The 17,109-nt window shown below is 41.1% G+C and carries 12 protein-coding genes; 6 read left to right on the forward strand and 6 right to left on the reverse strand.

The features are described from left to right. Positions 1-26: 26 nt before the first annotated feature. Together AC504W_RS05315 and rimO are read right to left on the reverse strand one after the other, a co-directional pair. Entirely contained in the window at positions 27-1,559 is a 1,533-nt protein-coding gene (locus AC504W_RS05315) for a DEAD/DEAH box helicase (protein ID WP_494876633.1), read from the reverse strand. Positions 1,560-1,609: 50 nt separating this feature from the next. After that, the gene (gene rimO / locus AC504W_RS05320) at positions 1,610-2,935 is read right to left on the reverse strand and encodes a 30S ribosomal protein S12 methylthiotransferase RimO (RefSeq protein WP_494876635.1); all 1,326 of its coding nucleotides are present in this window, start codon (positions 2,933-2,935) and stop codon (positions 1,610-1,612) included. 656 nt (positions 2,936-3,591) lie between these two features. Between rimO and btpA the strand changes: the two genes are divergently transcribed. From btpA to AC504W_RS05340, 4 genes are all read left to right on the forward strand, one after another. Beyond that, positions 3,592-4,440 carry a photosystem I biogenesis protein BtpA gene (gene btpA / locus AC504W_RS05325; protein WP_494876637.1) on the forward strand — a complete coding sequence of 283 codons (849 nt, stop codon included), beginning with the start codon at positions 3,592-3,594 and terminating at the stop codon, positions 4,438-4,440. A gap of 177 nt (positions 4,441-4,617) precedes the next feature. Further along, entirely contained in the window at positions 4,618-5,607 is a 990-nt protein-coding gene (locus AC504W_RS05330; protein ID WP_494876639.1) for a vitamin K epoxide reductase family protein, read from the forward strand. Positions 5,608-6,074: 467 nt separating this feature from the next. Continuing rightward, a complete protein-coding gene (locus tag AC504W_RS05335; RefSeq protein ID WP_494876641.1) occupies positions 6,075-8,279 on the forward strand; it encodes a CHASE2 domain-containing protein in 2,205 nt (734 codons plus the stop codon). Positions 8,280-8,996: 717 nt separating this feature from the next. Beyond that, on the forward strand, positions 8,997-9,248 hold the full coding sequence (locus AC504W_RS05340; RefSeq protein WP_494876643.1) for a hypothetical protein: 252 nt from the start codon (positions 8,997-8,999) through the stop codon (positions 9,246-9,248). Positions 9,249-9,411: 163 nt separating this feature from the next. Here the strand turns inward: AC504W_RS05340 and nadB are convergent, their stop codons facing one another. From nadB to AC504W_RS05360, 4 genes are all read right to left on the reverse strand, one after another. Then, entirely contained in the window at positions 9,412-11,088 is a 1,677-nt protein-coding gene (gene nadB / locus AC504W_RS05345) for an L-aspartate oxidase (protein WP_494876645.1), read from the reverse strand. Positions 11,089-11,265: 177 nt separating this feature from the next. Then, positions 11,266-11,694: a photosystem II complex extrinsic protein PsbU gene (gene psbU / locus AC504W_RS05350; RefSeq protein WP_494876647.1), complete on the reverse strand. Its 429-nt coding sequence runs from the start codon at positions 11,692-11,694 to the stop codon at positions 11,266-11,268. A gap of 461 nt (positions 11,695-12,155) precedes the next feature. Next, complete coding sequence (locus AC504W_RS05355) at positions 12,156-12,971, reverse strand: ester cyclase (RefSeq protein ID WP_494876649.1); 816 nt, start codon at positions 12,969-12,971, stop codon at positions 12,156-12,158. A gap of 538 nt (positions 12,972-13,509) precedes the next feature. After that, a complete protein-coding gene (locus AC504W_RS05360; protein WP_494876651.1) occupies positions 13,510-14,289 on the reverse strand; it encodes a DUF3120 domain-containing protein in 780 nt (259 codons plus the stop codon). A gap of 371 nt (positions 14,290-14,660) precedes the next feature. Here AC504W_RS05360 and AC504W_RS05365 point away from each other — a divergent pair, with 371 nt between their 5' ends. Both AC504W_RS05365 and AC504W_RS05370 read left to right on the forward strand, forming a co-directional pair. Continuing rightward, on the forward strand, positions 14,661-15,620 hold the full coding sequence (locus AC504W_RS05365; RefSeq protein ID WP_494876653.1) for an undecaprenyl-diphosphate phosphatase: 960 nt from the start codon (positions 14,661-14,663) through the stop codon (positions 15,618-15,620). 127 nt (positions 15,621-15,747) lie between these two features. Beyond that, the gene (locus tag AC504W_RS05370) at positions 15,748-17,088 is read left to right on the forward strand and encodes a TIGR03279 family radical SAM protein (RefSeq protein ID WP_494876655.1); all 1,341 of its coding nucleotides are present in this window, start codon (positions 15,748-15,750) and stop codon (positions 17,086-17,088) included. The last annotated feature ends 21 nt before the right edge of the window (positions 17,089-17,109 follow it).

Genomic DNA, 17,109 nt, shown 5'->3' on the forward strand with positions numbered 1-17,109 from the left:
ATTGACCATTGACTATTGACCATTGACTAAGAAGCTGATTCTCTAGCTGAAGATGAACCTAGTTTTTGATTGGCAGAAACGGGAGATTCACGACGACCTGTCCGTAATTTAGGCTTGGGTGTAGAGCGTCTGTCATCGTCACCGTTATTAGCATCTGACTTGTTCCAAGAACGGTTTCTGTCGCCAGAAAATTCCCGACGCTGCTTCACAATTTTGGGTTTAGCCACAGGAACTTCTTCAGGAATTTCTACTTCTGAGCTTAACCAAGCGGGACGGGTTTCATCGTAAGCAAGTTGCAGAGCCGCAGCAGCGATCGCATGAGCATCATACTGTTCAATTAATTCGCTGACAATAGGTAAGAAGGAAGCTAATCGTTCACCAGTTAAGGCTTCTCTGACTTGTTCTTGCAATTTATTGATGTGCCGTGCTTCAATTTGCGCCCGTGTGGGAATGGATAGTAGTTGCCAGGTTTGACGGTTATGGCGCTCAAATATTTGCTGTTTGCGACGCTCAAAAGGCTGAACTAAGGTAATTGCTGTACCTTCTTTACCTGCACGACCAGTCCGACCAATCCGATGCACGTAGGTTTCCACGCTATCGGGTAAGTCGTAGTTAATTACATGGGATAGTTGGTCAACATCTAAACCCCGTGCAGCAATGTCAGTTGCTACTACCCAGCGCACTTGACGATTACGGAACCGAGTTAATAACCGTTCTCTGGCTTGTTGAGACAAATCACCGTGATATTCATCTACACTGTGACCTGCTGCTTGCAGTTGGTTGGTAAGTTCTGCCGCAGTTCTTCTGGTACGCACAAAGATTAAGGCTGTTTCTGGATCTTCCATTTCCAGAATTGGCTGTAATGCTTTGGCTTTTGTCCAATGACGGGGAATTAAGTAAGCTACTTGATTGATTTTGTTGGGTGCAGCTTTGGGCTGTTCAACGGTGACGGTGACAGGCGAGTGCAAAAACTTGTTTACCAACATCCGAATTGACGGAGGCATTGTGGCGGAGAACAATGCTGTTTGCCGTTCTTGGGGTGCTTGGGACAGAATTTTTTCGACATCATCGATAAAGCCCATACTTAACATTTCATCGGCTTCATCCAACACAAACCACTTGACTTGATCTAATTTCAAGCAACCACGCTCTAGCAAGTCAATCACCCGTCCGGGAGTACCAACAACAATATGAACGCCGCGTTTGAGTTGCATAATTTGGCGGTCAATTGATTGACCACCGTAAATTGCTAAAGCCCGTAAGCCACTGTTGCCGATAAATTGGCTAACAGCATCATGGACTTGAATGGCTAATTCACGGGTTGGTGTTAAAACTACAGCTTGCACGCCTCTTTGGTTAACATCGAGCCGTTCTAAAATTGGTAGAGAAAAAGCGGCTGTTTTGCCTGTGCCTGTTTGAGACTGTCCAACTACATCTCTGCCTGCCAATAGTTGAGGAATGGCTTGGATTTGAATGTTAGTAGGCGCAGTAAAGCCCATTTTTTCTAATAGTTCAGCGCGTTCTTGGGAAATTCCTAGTTCAATAAACGAAAGATTCATCAATTCTCCTAGATTTTGCTTTATTGACTTTGATACTGGGAAATCGAAATCTATTTGTAACTCTCAACAATTTGACCGTAGAGGTCATAAGTATCAGCACTGCGAATTGCTACCGGCACAATGGTTCCTAATTTTGCTGCGCCTGTGACATACACCTGACCATCGACTTCTGGCGAACTTCTGCTGGAACGGCCAATTAATTCACCACTTTCAGGATTTTCTTGCTCAATCAGGACATCAACTACTTTGCCAACTTCCTGTTGATTTTTTTGCCAAGAAATGGGCTGCTGAAGTTCCATGAGTGTTTGCCGCCGTTCGTCCATCAGTTCTTGGGGTAACTGATTGGGCAAACTGTAAGCGGGGGTTCCTTCTTCTGGTGAAAAGGTAAAGACACCAACATGGTCAAATTGATGCTGCTGCACGAAGTTGAGTAGATGCTCAAAATGCTCTGCGGTTTCTCCTGGAAAACCAACAATAAATGTTGTCCGCAATACTGCTGTTGGTAGTGCAGTTTTGATGCGCTCGATAATTTTATTATTTACACGCCCTTGCCAAGGACGGTTCATGGAGCGCAGAATCTCAGGATGAGAATGTTGCAATGGCAAATCCAAGTAAGGTAATACGTTGGGTGTTTCTTGGATTGCCGCAATTACTTCTGGGGTCAATCCTGTGGGATAAGCATAGTGCATTCTAATCCAAGGTATATCCACTTTCCCCAAGGCTCGGAGTAGTTCGGCTAGTTTGGGCTTACCGTAAATGTCCAATCCGTAGTTAGTTGTGATTTGGGAAATCAGAATGATTTCTTTTACGCCTTGGCTGGCTAATTGCTCTGCTTCAGCCACAATCGATTCAATAGTACGCGATCGCTGATTACCTCGCAGATAAGGAATAATACAAAACGCACACCGATAATCGCATCCTTCAGCTACTCTCAGGTAGGCAACACCCTCTGTTGTAGTGCGGTAACGCGGTGTGGTTTCATCGGCGATGTAAGTTGGTTCGGCGCTAATTTGTTTAACACGCTCTCCTTGTTCTGCTCGCTCAATGACATTGACGATTTTATGATAGTCGCCTGTCCCCACCACTGCTACTGCTTCGGGCAACTCTTCCAATAACTGTTCTTGGAAATGCTGCGCCATGCAGCCTGTTATAACGATTTTTTTATTAGCCTCTGCCAATTCTACTAAAGTTCTGACAGATTCTTCTCTTGCTGCTTCAATAAAACTACAAGTATTAACGATAACGTAATCTGCTAACTCTTCATTTGTATCTACGCCATAACCTGCTTCTACCAGCAGCCCTAGCATGTGTTCTGTATCAATTCGATTTTTTTCGCAGCCCAAATGAGATATTGCTATTGTTGGCTTTTCACCCATACATTGATTTCTGAAGTTTTTTCTTCCTAGTCATACAAAGGGCGGTGACTTCGCTCTTTGTGATGCACGCCTTTGTTGCTGACAACTCCCAGGTAAATTTTTCCACTATCAACAACTGTCAGTGGACTTCCGACCTGGAGAATTTGCGGTCATGCTATGATTATGTCTACTATTAGTCTGTTTCCCAGGGTAAATGGGGGTGTCTTTGAATTTTTAAGACACTTGTAATATTTTTTAACAAATCGCTTGTTAGTATTTTACACTACCGCAGCGTATACGTTGCTAATTTACCCGTCGGGAAGCCGCCCAAAAGGCTGGTTGTGAGAAGTCGCTACCCTAGGGAAATCGCACTTGCGACTACGCCTAATCAAGCGGTAATGCTACCCAATGCTCAGGCAAGATGCCTAAACTACGGGAAGCTGCCTTGCGTGTTGTGAGTGGCAAACTCCTCTTGTAGCCAGGTTTTATCTTAACATATCTTATGGAACGTTTTACGCCAAATTCCATCCACAGATGGAGGTAGTAAAAGTAGTACCAGAGAACATATCAATGCTAATCAAGGAACTAGGGACGTGAGACGAGAAAATGGGAGCTAGGTGAATTTTACTCCTAAAACCCAATCCCTAATCCCTAATCCCTGAATAATATTTGAAGACGTGGACTTATATCAGATCTTTAAAACTCGTACTCCAATTATTGGCGTAGTTCACCTACTGCCGTTACCCACCTCGCCCCGCTGGGGAGGTAGCCTAAAAGCTGTGATTGACCGCGCCGAACAAGAAGCGACAGCCCTTGCTAGTGGCGGAGTAGATGGCATTATTGTAGAGAATTTTTTCGACGCACCATTTACGAAAAATCAAGTTGATCCAGCAGTTGTGAGTGCTATGACTGTGGTGGTGCAAAGGATACAAAATTTAGTAACCTTGCCGCTGGGTTTAAATGTGTTGCGGAATGATGCCAAAAGTGCGATCGCGATCGCCAGTTGTGTGCGGGCAGCATTTATCCGTGTCAATGTTTTGACAGGGGTAATGGCCACCGATCAAGGATTAATTGAAGGTGAAGCCCATCAATTACTCCGCTATCGTCGAGAATTAGGCTCTGATGTCAAAATTTTAGCAGATGTCTTAGTCAAGCACGCTCGGCCTTTAAGTTCTCCCAATCTTACAGTCGCAGTCAAAGACACGATTGAAAGAGGTTTAGCTGATGCAGTAATTTTATCTGGCTGGGCAACAGGTAGTCCTCCTAGCCAGGAAGATTTAGAACTAGCTTGTGGTGCAGCCAACGGTACACCAGTATTTGTTGGTAGCGGAGCCGATTGGGAAAATATTGGCACCCTGTTGCAAGCAGCAGATGGTGTGATAGTTTCGAGTTCATTAAAGCGTCATGGTCGGATTGAGCAACCAATTGATCCGATTCGTGTCAGTCAATTTGTTGAAGCAGCACGTCGCACTTGGAACTCCAAAAACACAAGTAAACCGTCAGAACAAGTCAAGTTACATTCATAGTAAGTAGGCAGTAGGGTGTAGGAAGTGGGAAGAACTTGGATACTTCACACTTCAGGCTACCCTTCTCCCCAAGGGAGACACTTTGCGTAGCTTGCTTCCCTTTAGGGGTACGGGAAGCCACGCAAAGCGCGTCTACATACCTCCGACTCCACACTTTATACTTCATACTTCGCAGTTATGATTCGCCGCCGTTCTACTCCTTGGATTTATAAATGGTCGCGCCCAATAATTGCCGCGATCGCCGGATGTGGTGCTTTGGTTACAGGCTATCTCACCATCGAAAAACTTACAGGAGGGAGTGCAGCTTGTGTAGCACAAGCTGGTACTAAAGGCTGTAACGATGTACTTTCTAGTGCTTGGGGTACAGTTTTCGGTCAACCACTGGCTTTGTTTGGATTTTTGGCATACATCAGTATGGTGATTTTGGCTTTGGCTCCCTTGGTATTGAAATCTGAGGATAACAACCAGCGCAAGCAAATAGAAAACTTGACATGGTTGCTGTTGTTGGTGGGAGCGATCGCTATGTCTGTTTTTAGTGGCTATTTAATGTATGTACTAGCTTTTCAAATCAAAGCCTTGTGTCCTTACTGTCTAGCCTCAGCTTTGTTCTCCCTCAGTTTGTTAGTTCTGACACTTCTTGGGCGTAACTGGGAAGATATTGGACAAATTTTATTTATTGCCCTAATTGTGGGTATGGTTACATTGCTCGGCACTTTAGGTGTTTATGCTGGTGTCAATCAATCAGGTACAATATCTGGCTCAACTGGTGGACAAGAAAGGATCACTTTTACACCGTCACCCACAGAAACGCCTAACCCAGAATTCGGTTGGGAAATTACCACAACCTCTGGCGAATCAGAAATCGCCTTAGCCAAACATTTGGTGAAGATAGGCGCTAAAGAATACGTAGCTTATTGGTGTCCTCATTGCCATGAACAAAAACTCATCTTTGGTAAAGAAGCATACCAAATCATTAACGATAATATTAAGGTAGAGTGTGCGGGCGACAGTCCTAAAGGTAAACCAGAATTATGCCAAGCTGCCAAAATCCAAGCTTTCCCCACTTGGATCATCAATGGTCAAACTTATAGTGGAGTTCAAAACCTCACGGAATTAGCCAAGATTACTGGTTATACAGGCCCAACCAACTTCAAGTATTTTAAGTAATTACTGTCAGCACGACTGTTTTGCTAAATTAGCTCTTACCTGTGATTGTCAACTGGACTAATGTAACAATATGTTCCCAGTTGACTTATTTTTTTGCAAATCTGTTTTCCAGCGTTAGTATAAGTTACAACAAAATTATTAAAATTTTTCATTTCTTAGCTCTGATTGAGCAAATAAAATATTTGTCACTTTTTGGTCAACGAAAATATACTTTTTTATTAGCAATCAATATTTTTACTGAACCCGTTCCTCATCGATACGGAAATACTGGTTAACCTTTGCTTAATCATCAGTCACCATGAATCCTTCTTTGTCAACACTATTTCAACTTATTTGCTGGAACACAAATATACTAGCAAGATTTTTTACTAAAAAATCAAAAATGTATAGAGTATATTTGCTGAGTTATCTATACCTGGTTGATAACCGTACCAATTAAAAGTATTTCTCCCCACTAGGTAATGGGAATGAGTAAGCAGCTAGGCAAGCGTTTTGTCAGGTTAATTTTCAAGTTGAACCTGAAACAGTCACTTGATCGAAAATATAGAGAATTAGTTGTTGCTTGTAGCGTTGCGGTCTGTATTGTACTGATGCGCTCTGTAGGAATGTTTCAATCCTTAGAATTAGCAGGGTTAGATCATTTTTTTCGCTTACGTCCAAACGAACAACTAGAAGAGCGCATTACGATTGTAGCGATTGATGAAGATTCTTTGCGTCGAGTGGGTTCTTGGCCGATTCCTGATGGTGTAATTGCTCAGTTATTAAAAAAATTACAAGTTCATCAACCTCGTGCCATTGGCTTAGATATTTATCGGGATTTAGCAGTAAATCCAGGACACCAGGAATTAGTTGATATTTATAGTTCAATGCCTAATTTAATTGGTATTCAACTATTAACTGAGAAAACAAATACGCGGGTTTTAGCGCCTATAAAAATGAATCCCCAGCAAGTCGGGTTTAATAATTTGCTGTACGACATCGATGGCAAAGTTCGGCGAAACTTGTTGTATTTACACATGAATAATCAACACTACGAAAGTTTCGCCTTGAAGTTAGCATTACAGTATTTACAAGCAGAAAATATTAAGCCTAGAAAATCTCTGGAAAACCCTGATTATTTAAGCTTAGGTAAGGCTGTATTTATCCCATTTCGAGGCAATGATGGTGGTTATGTTAGGGCTGATGATAAAGGCTATCAAATTTTAGCTAACTTTCCTAAACCATTATGTGACAAAAAATCTGGCGATTTCTGTAGTTTCCGCCAGATTTCGATGAGTGATGTACTTGATGGCAAAGTACCAATAAGTTGGATACGCGATCGCATCGTCTTGATTGGTTCAACTGCTCCCAGTTTGCAAGATTTTGTATTTATTCCTTATTCTGGTCAAATGTTAGGGACAGCCAAGCCTGTGGCTGGTATTGAACTGCAAGCTTATTTTATTAGTGAGTTAATCTCATCTGCCCTTGTAGAAAGACCTTTATTAAGAGTTTGGCCAAAATTCTGGGAATACTTATGGATTTTTGGGTGGTCTTATTTAGGTTCATCAATTATCTGGCGGATTAAATCTTTCAGTAAAAGTATTCCTAGAGTTTTACTATCTTTAGGAATACTATTTTTGAGCAGTTATCTAGCTTTCTTAGCTGGTTGGTGGCTCCCTTTAATTCCAGGAATACTCACCTTTATTAGCGCATCTATATGGATGATTTTTCATATTGCATATATGCAGGAAGAATTGAAGCGTTCTAAAGAGTTTCTGCATCAAGTAATCAATTCTATTCCTGATCCAATTTTTGTCAAAAATGAAAAGCATCAGTGGATTGTCTTAAATGATGCCTACTGTCAATTCATTGGTTATCCTGATAGTCTACTCCTGGAAAAATCATATTATGAATTTTTTCCTCGCCATGAAGCTGATGTTTTTCGTCAACAAGATAATTTAGTTTTTTCAACGCAAAAACCGCAAGAAAATGAAGAACAGTTTACTGATGCGACTGGTCAAACTCATTTAATTGCGACTAAGCGATCGCTACACAAAGATGCGGCCGGAAATTTTTTCTTAGTAGGGGTGATTCGAGATATTACCCAGCGCAAGTTAATGGAAGAAGAACTGCGGCGTACTGCGGATGAGTTATTTCGCTCTAATACTGAATTAAAACTCAAAGAAGACCATTTAAGATATCTGGCTTATCATGATCCCCTGACAGGTTTATCTAACCGAAAATTTTTTGTAGAACAATTTTATGAGTCGTTGTATTGGGCGCAAAATAACGACTTGTTACTAGGACTGTTATTTATTGACTTGGATGGGTTTAAGCAGATTAATGATACTTTGGGGCATGATATGGGCGATCGCTTGCTGGTGATTGTCGCTCAGAGACTCAACAACTGTTTGCGAGGGAGTGATACTGTTTCCCGCCTCGGTGGGGATGAATTTACAGTAATTCTACGGGCAATTCCTGATGTACAAATAGCAGCTAGAGTCGCAGAAAAGATTCTTGCCAGTATTACGGAACCAATTGTTTTGTCAGGATACACTACTAAAATTTCCGCCAGTATTGGGATCAGTGTTTATCCCATTAACAGCCAAGACGCGGAAACTTTAATACAACAAGCTGATGCGGCTATGTACCGTGCTAAACACTTAGGTAAAAATCGGTATGAGTTGACTTGATCAGTGAACTCAGATACAGCAGAATTCATCAGTAAAACAGCCTTGATATCTGGGTTGCTCCAATAGCTTGAGATACGCTGTAAGCAATAAAAGTAGAAAATAGAATATTTTAGCGGAACACAGTAAATTTAGCCATTTTTCAGAGGGGCTAAATTTTTTTGTCAATGCTTTTATAGTACAATTATACTATCTAGCTGGGGTCTAATTCTAGCGATGGTGATTATTTGCCTATAAATTTATACATGAGTAACACTACTTAAAGTAATTTTGAATTATACTTACTTTTATAAATTAAGATTTAATTAAGAAATCGCCAACTGGACAATTTCTGTAGTGCATATTCCTGATATTTACTGATGTGTATCCAATTAACCTCGAAAATACTGAGTAAATATGTATAATTTATGACAATCTACTAAAGTATTTCGACATATAAATATGAATATTTTATTAAGATTTCATGTTGTAGACTATTACTTTAGAGGTAATTATTGAACTTTTAAGATTTTCGCTGTGATGAGTTCTAACTTTAGGCTGATGTCTATTAATAGTATTTAGGTATATTTCTTAAGTGTTAAAGCAATTTTTTGCCTAAAGTGTCTTACTCAAACGACTTTGATGAGAAACAAAAATTTTATTAAATTTTAATTTTTTCAGAAAACCCGACTGAATCAAATGTAGGTAAAAAAAGTACTCAATAAAATCAGAATACAAAAAATGGATAAAGGCTTTATGGTGATGAACTTAAGAATTACAACTATTTTAGTTTTGTGTGTGAGCGCCTGTTTAGTTATTCCTAAAATTGCTGATGCGAGAGGAACCCTCAGTGATTTAGTGGCTAATGGTTTGACTCATTCAGACGGTAATCGTGTCACAACTTCCAATGTTAATTCTCAGGAATTAACAGATATATATGTTCCCCCAAATTACGGTGTTCCCGACAGTCAGCACGGTAGTGGTACACGCTAAGACAAAAGGTCGAAGTCTAAAATAAAGCAACACGTATAGTGGGCTTTTCATTAACTAATCATAGGTGCTTTATTTAGGCCGTTCTGTATTAGTGTCCCATCAGCTGAACCGAATCAATAATGCAATAGCCAGACAAACAGCTAAGAGTTTTACTGATCAGCGATTAGCTTAAAGGGATGGATTTACTCCAGTGATGTTCTTGTACAAGTGTGTGAATTTGCCAATGGGGATCGGGTTCGGGATAATCGATGCGGTAGTGTCCGCCCCGGCTTTCTGTCCTAAAAGCAGCACTTCTAAGAATTAAATCAGCTACATCCAGTAAATTGCGAGTTTCTGCCCAAAGTCTTAATTGACGTTCGATATTTGGTACTGGGAAATTGACAGTTTCGTTGGCACGTAAAGTAAGTAAGAATTGACTCAAAGGTAAAATAGCAAAGTCTTGCTGCCAAGATTCGACAGTTGCGCTCGCCTCATCTAATCGTGATTGTTCTCGACAAATACCAGCACTTTGCCAAACTAAACGCGGTAATTTATCTCGCAATGCTTCTAACTGTGCTTGCTGGGTTTGCCAATCATTTTCATCTAAGCTAAATTCTCGCAAGTGTAGCTCGGAAATATCAGGTTTCAGTTCAATGTCTGCCAACTGAAGATTTGCCATCTGTGCGCCAAACACAATACATTCTAGTAAAGAGTTACTCGCCAGACGATTCGCCCCATGCACTCCTGTACTAGCGGTTTCTCCTACCGCATATAAACCAGGAATGTTCGTCCGATTTTGTAAATCTGCTACAATTCCACCCATCCAGTAATGAGCCGCCGGCGCGACTGGAATTGGTTCATGGAAGACATCTATTCCCCAACGCTGACAAACCTTAACAATGTTAGGAAAGCGATGCTGAATTTTCTCAGGAGGGATGGGGCGCATATCTAGCCAGACATGGGCAGTAGCCGGATCAACAGCAGTACGTTGCAGGTGGCTGAAAATCGCTCTACTCACGACATCTCTGGGTGCAAGTTCTCCCGCTGGGTGATAGTCAAAAGCAAACCGCCGTCCAGTATCATCCACTAAATGTGCGCCCTCGCCTCTGACAGCTTCACTAATCAAAAAGCGATCAGCCCCCGGTTTAGTTAGGGCTGTTGGATGAAACTGCACAAATTCTAAATCTCGAAGAATCGCCCCAGCCCGCCAAGCGATCGCCACACCATCACCTGTACTCACTGCTGGGTTAGTGGTTTGGGCAAATACTTGGCCACCACCACCAGTTGCTAAAACTACAGCTTTGGCTTGTACCCAAGTAATTTTACCTTGATAAAACAGGCTTACTCCCTGACAGCGGCCTGTTTGGGGGTCTAACCACAAACTTAATGCCAAAGCTTGCTGAATAACTTGAATATTTTGGCGATGTAATACTTGTGCTGTTAAGGTGGTTGTGACTTCTCTACCTGTAGTGTCAGCAGCATGAAGAACACGGTGACGAGAATGGGCAGCTTCTAGAGTTAAAGCTAAGGCTTGACCATGACGGTCAAAGGCTACGCCTAAATTTACCAAAGATTGAATACAACTAGGAGCTTCTTGAGCGAGGAATTCTACTGCTTGCCGATCGCACAAACCTGCACCAGCTTGAATTGTATCTTCAATGTGCAACCGTGGCGAATCTTCGGGAGCGATCGCCGCAGCAATCCCACCTTGCGCCCAATCACTAGCAGACAAAGTAACAGTTTCTTTAGTAATCAAGCCGACTTGCAAAGATTTTGGCAAACACAGTGCTGTATATAGTCCAGCGGCTCCAGCACCGACTACAATCACATCAAATTGGCGAGGAATTTCTATTTCAGGCAAAGTTAGAGACAGGGGAAATTTTGACGATATTTTCTTAAAAACTCAGCACGGGCTAAACGCCCCGCTACGCTAACAGCACTCAGTACTCAGTACTCAGTACTCAGCACTTTGGGATGAGAGAACCACTCCCAAAAATCGGGAGTGGACTACCATTTTCTACATTAACGATAATTGGGCTTATCTGTAGATACCGTTGTTAAAGCGATCGTCTCCTTCATTGAAAGCAGGCTCTAAGTCTGTCACAGTGAAGTTATCGAAATTAGCTTGTAGGAGTTCTTTTTGGCGATCGCTCAATCCTGGTAGATCTAAAATATCTTCTACCTTGCTGTATGGAGCATTTTTGATGATTTTCTTAGCCAGGGTAGGATACAGACCTGGGTAGTTTTGAAAAGCGCGGACGTTGGTATTGTTCAAATCAATTTTTTTACCAAATTCCGTTGCTAGTTTAGCATCTGCCTTGTTTCGGAACTCCACTGCCAAAACAGGCACCTGTGGTAGCGTCAGACTGTTGATACCAACAGCTTGGGCTACTCCAGTTGTACCTAACCATCCCCAGCAACCAAGCAACAAACTAAATAGTGTTAATAAACGCACCAATTTTTTCACGACTTTTTTACCTCTCTCCATCAAACTGAATAATGGCTTTAAGCTGACAGCTGTCAACAGTTTATAATCTTTGAGGCACAGTTATGACTCTTGACTATTGAATGCCAGTTGCGACAAGTCGGCACAGCCTCTCACTACACTGGCTACTGTTAACTAAAAACTGGTAACTCAATCTACACACAGCAGTCATCAGAAACTAATATACAGCGTATTAATATCCACAATATTTACCGTTACTGGGTTTGACCCTAGTTTTGTCAAAAATTATTGTACTTCTCTGATGCGCTTGCGTAGCCATACCACTGCGGCGCTTCCTACTGCCCTTGCTAGAATACTCCATCTTGTTGGCTAGTAATCTATCCTGACACCGCAACAAGATGGTTCAACTACTTCTCTGTTCAAGATGGCTGTCGGTGATTATGCTGGCGGATAATTTTGTAACTTTTTATAAAGTTACAAAATTATCTTAAAAAAGCAGCAAACGGACAACCACTAACGCTTAAATTAGCTGGTGATGACTTATGTTTGCTTGGTAAAAGCCGCCGGAAAAAACCCAAAAAAGTTGGTTTCCCGGTACTTGGAGATGATGTTTCTGCTGACATTAGCTGCTGTTTAGTAGCAGTTCCCGTTTTGCCACCGGCAGTTAATTGATGCAAAAATTTACCGTTATCATAATAGTGTTCTAAAGACAGAATTTTGCAGTCTTCTGTAACTTGAACAACACTCACCCCTATGACTTCAATCATCTGTCCAGTTGGGGAATAATCTTGATAATTACCGCGAAAATGCCCCCAATGCCGCCATTTAAAAGTAATAGTAGGGGGTGCAGAATACACTTCTAATACTTCCCACAAAAACCCATCGGGAAATGCAGTATGAAATAGCTGAGTTGAAGATTCAAAATCTTCTTCTGTAGCTTTATAGTTTTGGGTATTACCAATCAAAAGCTTGTAAGTACCAGCCTGAACTAAATCTTCTAATTTATAGCTAGTACCACCATTGGTACTCATGCGAAACTTATCTTGAACTACAGAAATCCACTCTTGAGGATTTGTTTTAAAATTAGCTTCAATGTCGAAAGTTCGTACCAAATTCTGCACAAGTTTTTCCAGTGAATTTGCTGGATGATTACATAGACTTTCCTTAGCTAGATTTTCATTAGAGTGAGTATAATCTGGTTGCTCACCATAACGCCAAGTTGCATTTGTATTGTATTTGAGTACTATGTCTCGCTCTTGTACCCAAAGGGGAAGATCTGCAATGTTAATCTGAGTCATAAATACCTCTTCAAAAATCACCAACAAGTAGTTGTAAATACCGTTATTTGGCTAATTGCAGAGATATCCCATAAACTTAATCACCACAAGCTATAAAGCTTTTTGTCTAGCTTGTGTGAATAATTAACTAATGATGTTGAAGTTATTTGCCATTTCAACTAATAACATCATTTCGCCTGAAACTCATAAGCACCAAGAAATTTCAGGCAGTTAATTTACCTTAACTAATTAAATTACTAAAAGCTATTATCTACGATACTTTCAGATGAGAAATATTGTAATTTTGCATTCAAAATCACAATATTAGAATCTAGAAAAATCGAGCAATTCTAGATTTACAGTTGATATGAATAAGGCGCGTCAGCGAGAAGTAGCCCTGATGGTGAAAACCTCGCTTGTGGTAGCAATTGAGAAACAATTTATCTGTGTAACCTGAATACAGATAAAGATAGCAAAATTTTGCCAGGCGATCGCCCTGATAAAGTTAGCAGATAAATAAATTTATACCTAATTCAGCCAAATAGGAAATGTTATCAATTTATGCGATTAAAGCAGCTAGTAAAAATAAACTGTCTACCAAAATAGTACTTAAAACTGCTCCACCAAAAGCAAACCAGTGTCGTTGCTGATTACGTAGAGGTAAAATCCCGGCTGTTAATAATATTAATGCCAATGCTACAGCCCAAGCTTGCCCCCAAGGTGTTCGGACTTGAGTTACCGCAGCTTGTAAAATCGGCGACACGCTGTCAGGTTCTACCTGCATAATTTGCCGCCAATAGGGCATTAAATCAACTATGTAAAAATACACATCTGTTAAAACTGTGCCGAACAAGGAACCTAGATAAAACCAGTTACCAACCTTGCACCAGTTTCTGACTAAACACCAACAAGCAAATGGTAAGCCGATAGATTCTACTGGTAAATGCCATACTGGTTCCCAACGTAACCAACCCCAATAAATTGCCCCTGCTAACCAACTCCAACTAAAACCTAAGAGTAAATCCCCCCACAGGTATGTTGCAGGGCGTGACATTAAACGAAAACTCAACCACACCCAAAATCCGGTCATCGCTAAACTCAGACTGGGGAGCGATCGCACTAGTGGTGCTTCAATAAATACTGGGACTGATACTAAAAACACCGCCGCCGCCAACACTAACCAAGTTTGGCGAGACGATATTAACAATGGTAAAGATGGCGACGCAGAAAGTGTAGATTCTAATTCTTCTATACCTAGGTTTCCAGCGTTCTTGACAGATAATTCCTTATCTATAGCTGTGTTAGAAGCGTTGTAACTAAACAATGTATTATTAATCAAAGTTTTAATAATTGTAACTAAACTTTATCTTATTTAAGATAACATACCTAAAAATCCCCCCCTAGGGCATTTTTATTTTACCTGGATTTTGCGTAATTTGGGATGTCTCGGAGAAAGGGGTTTAGGGGTGCGAGGGGGCAAGGGAAGGGAAAGAAGCGAGAATATAGGCTTAAACACAGTTTCAATAGATAGACTTTTTGCCAGCAAAATAATCGCTTAGGGTATCAAAAGATGATAAAACTTAGACACCACAAAGCTTTTAACTCTGTCACCTATCACCTATTACCTGTCCCCTGCTATAAGTATCCTGTAAGCTTCTCAAAAAGATGTTTGTGTAATTGGTTGTAATCGGAGCGATCGCAGGTAGACTAATGACTTTATCAAAACGTCAATGGTTCGTGCTTATAAGTGTTGCATCGGCAATTTTCGCAGTTGCAGCATTTCCGCTGAAAGTTATGAGTACTCCACCCAACCCAGAGGCTAGTGGAGTGCAACAAATGAATATTTTGCAAGCGATTGTTTTAGGCTTTGTGCAGGGAATGACGGAATTCCTACCTATTAGTAGTACAGCCCATTTAAAAGTTGTGCCGATCATCCTGGGTTGGGGTGATCCGGGAGTGGCGTTTACAGCAGTGATTCAGCTGGGGAGTATTGCGGCTGTGCTGTGGTATTTTTGGGGAGATTTAACGCGCATTGCGACAGGAGCATTTAGAGCGATCGCCCAAAAAGATTATGCTGATTATGACTTACGCCTATCTATAGGAATTGCCTTGGGAACCTTGCCAATTGTATTTTTTGGCTTATTAATCAAAAGATTTATTCCAGACTATGATAATTCGCCCATTAGAAGTATCGGCGCGATCGCGATCGCTTCCATAGTCATGTCTATATTGTTGGGCATAGCCGAAAAACTGGGCAAGCGACAACGAGACTTTGAACAACTGACCATGAATGATGGCCTATTAATGGGTTTAGCGCAATCCTTAGCCTTAATTCCTGGGGTATCCCGTTCTGGTTCCACCTTGACAGCTGGGTTATTTATGACCTTACAACGGGAAACAGCCGCGAGATTTTCCTTTTTACTCGGCATTCCTGCCATTACCCTAGCAGGGTTAGTGGAGTTAAAAAGCGCTGTGGGCGAAGTTAGCGGTTCAGGAATATTACCCTTAATTGCTGGTGTAATTTCGGCGGCGATTTTTTCTTATATATCCATTGCTGGGTTACTCCGTTTCCTCAAAACCCAAAGCACTTGGGTATTTATTTGGTATCGCCTCGCCTTTGGTATAGCTATTTTAGGTGCGATTAGTGCCGGAATTTTGAAAAATAGTTAATAGTCAAAAGTCAATATTCCAGAGTCAATAGTAATAATGAGTGTTGACTCATGAGTAACATAGTCAATAGTCCAAAGTTTTTAGTAAAGACTTTGACAATTGACTATTGACCCTTGACCATTGACTCATGACTAACCTTCATCCTGCCAAAATTACCAAGGTGCTACCCGACTCCATTGCTGCTGAGATTGGCTTTGAAGTTGGAGATGCGATTGTGGCGATTAATGGTACACGTCCCCGCGATTTAATTGATTATCAATTTCTCTGTGCAGATGAATTTTTAGAATTAGAAGTTTTAGATACGACTGGCAAAACCCATCACGTCGAAATTGAAAAAGACTATGACGATGATTTAGGGTTGGAATTTGAAACTGCCTTATTTGATGCGTTAATTCAGTGTAATAATCGCTGTCCTTTTTGCTTTATTGACCAGCAACCCCCAGGTAAGCGCTCAAGCTTGTATTTTAAAGATGATGATTATCGTCTGAGCTTTTTGTATGGTTCTTACCTGACTTTAACCAACTTACCAGAACGGGAATGGCAACGAATTGAACAAATGCGCTTGTCGCCTTTGTTTGTATCAGTTCACGCTACCGAACCCGATGTGAGAATTCGCCTGCTGAAAAATCAGCGGGCGGGGCAAATTATGGAACAGCTGCGCTGGTTCCAAGCCAGAAGATTGCAAATTCATGCTCAAGTTGTGGTTTGCCCTGGAATTAATGATGGCAAACATCTGGAACAAACACTCAAAGATTTAGCGTCGTTTTATACTGGTGATGTACCTGCTGTAGCATCGGTGGCAGTCGTGCCGGTAGGTTTGACGCGGTTTCGTCCCCAAGAAGACGAACTGATACCTGTAACGAGAGAAAAAGCCCAAGAAGTTATTTTACAAGTGCGATCGCTTGCACAACAATTTCGCCAGAAATGCGGCTCGAATGTTGTCTGGTTAGCCGATGAATGGTTTTTAATTGCTGGGGAAGAACTACCAACAGAAGCAGAATATGAAGACTATCCGCAAATTGACAACGGTGTCGGTTCTATTCAGTTATTTATTAAGCAATTTGCATCGGCTGCGGCGAAATTACTCCCTGCGAAAATTTCTCCATCTAGAAAATTTACTTGGGTAGTAGGTAACGCCGTCGAAAAAGCATTTCAACCTATATTGCAACGCTTGAATTCTGTGGATGGTTTAGAAGTAAATATGATGGCTTTAGCTAGTGATTATTGGGGGCAAACTATTAGTGTCACCGGATTACTTACAGGACATGATTTACTTTTAAATCTCAAATATCAAGATTTAGGTGCAGGAATTTTGTTGCCTAATGTCATGCTTAAACATGGCGAATTAGTATTTTTAGATGATGTCAAAGTTGAAGATTTAGCTAGACAATTAAATACAAAAATTTTCCCAGTAGCCGGAGTAGAAGAATTAATCACTACCTGTATTACTGAACAAGTCTTAACCTAAATATAAAAACATCAGTTGTTT

The organism is Nostoc sp. C96 (assembly GCF_059384975.1).

Excerpts from the sequence above, each read along its gene's own strand:
- AC504W_RS05365 (WP_494876653.1), top strand. The coding sequence starts at position 14,661 with ATGACTTTATCAAAACGTCAATGGTTCGTGCTTATAAGTGTTGCATCG.
- AC504W_RS05355 (WP_494876649.1), bottom strand. The coding sequence starts at position 12,971 with ATGACTCAGATTAACATTGCAGATCTTCCCCTTTGGGTACAAGAGCGA.
- AC504W_RS05315 (WP_494876633.1), bottom strand. The coding sequence starts at position 1,559 with ATGAATCTTTCGTTTATTGAACTAGGAATTTCCCAAGAACGCGCTGAA.
- rimO (WP_494876635.1), bottom strand. The coding sequence starts at position 2,935 with ATGGGTGAAAAGCCAACAATAGCAATATCTCATTTGGGCTGCGAAAAA.
- AC504W_RS05340 (WP_494876643.1), top strand. The coding sequence starts at position 8,997 with ATGGATAAAGGCTTTATGGTGATGAACTTAAGAATTACAACTATTTTA.
- AC504W_RS05370 (WP_494876655.1), top strand. The coding sequence starts at position 15,748 with ATGACTAACCTTCATCCTGCCAAAATTACCAAGGTGCTACCCGACTCC.
- AC504W_RS05330 (WP_494876639.1), top strand. The coding sequence starts at position 4,618 with ATGATTCGCCGCCGTTCTACTCCTTGGATTTATAAATGGTCGCGCCCA.
- AC504W_RS05335 (WP_494876641.1), top strand. The coding sequence starts at position 6,075 with ATGAGTAAGCAGCTAGGCAAGCGTTTTGTCAGGTTAATTTTCAAGTTG.